The organism is Nocardia sp. NPDC003345 (assembly GCF_053589395.1).
In genome coordinates, this window is sequence record NZ_JBSFRU010000559.1 from 1 (window position 1) to 1,926 (window position 1,926).

Below are 1,926 nucleotides of genomic sequence, written 5' to 3' on the forward strand. Positions count from 1 at the left end.
GGCAAGGGCGCGGTGAACGCGCTCATCGATCTGCCGTTCGCGCTGCCCACCATCGTCGCCAGTATCGTGCTGCTGGCCCTGTACGGGCCCAACAGCCCGGTGGACATCCATCTCAACGCGACCCGGCCCGGCCTGGTGGTCGCACTGGCATTCGTGACGCTGCCGTTCGTGGTGCGTTCGGTGCAGCCGGTGCTCATCGAAGCCGATCGGGAGGTAGAGCAGGCGGCTCTCTCACTGGGCGCCGACAACTGGACCACCTTCCGCCGGATCGTGCTGCCGACCCTGGCGCCCGCCATCATCAGCGGCGGCGGGCTGGCCTTCGCCCGCGCGATCGGCGAATTCGGGTCGGTCGTGCTGATCGGCGGCAATATCCCGCGCGATACCCAGGTGGCCTCGCAATACATCCAGCAGCAGATCGAGATCGACCGACCGGTGCACGCGGCCGCGGTATCGGTGGCGCTGCTGGTGATCGCGTTCGTGGTGCTGCTGGTGCTGCGGATCTTCGCCGAGCGCACCGCGCGGAAGGAGCGCGAGGCCCGATGAAACTGTCCACACCCGGCCGGGTGACCCTGCGCGTGGTCGCCCTCGGCTACCTGTTCGTCCTGCTGGTGCTGCCGCTGGGGATCATCCTGTACCGGGCCTTCGAGCACGGTATCGGCGCGTTCGTCGACCAGATCACCACCCCGGCCGCCATCTCCGCGTTCAACCTTTCCATGATCATCCTGGCGATCGTCGTGCCGGTGAACGTGATCCTCGGGGTGGTGATCGCGCTGGCCCTGGTGCGCGGCAACTTCCCCGGCCGGCGACTGCTCCAGGGCGTGGTCGACCTGCCCTTCGCGGTCTCACCCGTGGTGGTGGGTGTCGCGCTGATCATGCTGTGGGGCGTCGGCGGCTGGTTCGGCGTGGTCACCGAATGGGGTTTCCGGGTGATCTTCGCGCTCCCCGGCATGGTGCTGGCCACCATCTTCGTGACCATGCCGTTCGTGGTCCGCGAGGTCGAGCCGGTACTGCACGAGATCGGCGACGACCAGGAACAGGCCGCCGCCACCCTCGGCGCCTCCGGCTGGCAGACCTTCTGGCGTATCACCGTCCCCGCCATCCGCTGGGGCCTCACCTACGGCGTGGTGCTCACCGTGGCCCGCGCCCTCGGCGAGTTCGGCGCGGTGATCATGGTGTCCTCCGGCTTCCCCGGGGTCTCGCAGACGCTGACCCTGCTGGTGCACGAACGCTATATCAACGATCACAACGATTTCGGCGCCTACTGCGCCGCGGTCCTGCTGATGGGCCTCGCGCTGCTCACCCTGCTGTTGATGACGCTCCTGGAACGCAAACGGGACGTGTCGTGACGCGATACCCCGGCCTCCGCGGACCGCGCGTACCAGCTTCGAAGGAGATATCCGTGACCGTGCATGCCGGAGGCCGCCCATGATCACCGTGACCAACGCGCGCAAGAACTACGGTTCCTTCGCCGCACTCGACGATGTCAGCCTCGACATACCCTCCGGTGAGCTGACCGCGCTGCTGGGCCCCTCCGGCTCCGGGAAATCGACGCTGCTGCGGTCCATCGCCGGGCTGGAGAACCTCGATTCGGGGGTCGTCACCATCGGCGGCCGGGACGTGACCCGGGTACCGCCGCAGAAACGCGATATCGGCTTCGTCTTCCAGCACTACGCCGCGTTCAAACATATGACCGTCCGCGACAACGTCGCCTTCGGCCTGACCATCCGGAAACGGCCCAAACCCGAGATCGCCAAACGGGTCGACGAACTGCTCGGAATCGTCGGCCTCGACGGCTTCCAGCACCGATATCCCGCGCAACTGTCCGGCGGCCAGCGCCAGCGGATGGCCCTGGCCCGCGCCCTGGCCGTCGACCCGCAGGTGCTGCTGCTCGACGAACCGTTCGGCGCGCTGGACGCCAAGGTCCGC

The 1,926-nt window shown here is 67.8% G+C and carries 3 protein-coding genes; all 3 read left to right on the top strand.

Annotation, left to right across the window (positions count from 1 at the left end):
* A partial coding sequence (locus ACWDU1_RS31965; RefSeq protein WP_450004151.1) for an ABC transporter permease occupies window positions 1–543 on the top strand: 543 nt, incomplete at its 5' end.
* Complete coding sequence (cysW, locus tag ACWDU1_RS31970; RefSeq protein WP_450004152.1) at window positions 540–1,346, top strand: sulfate ABC transporter permease subunit CysW; 807 nt, start codon at window positions 540–542, stop codon at window positions 1,344–1,346. The genes ACWDU1_RS31965 and cysW, both read left to right, overlap by 4 nt.
* Before the next feature lie 79 nt (window positions 1,347–1,425).
* On the top strand, window positions 1,426–1,926 hold a 501-nt coding region (locus ACWDU1_RS31975; protein WP_450004153.1), incomplete at its 3' end, for a sulfate/molybdate ABC transporter ATP-binding protein.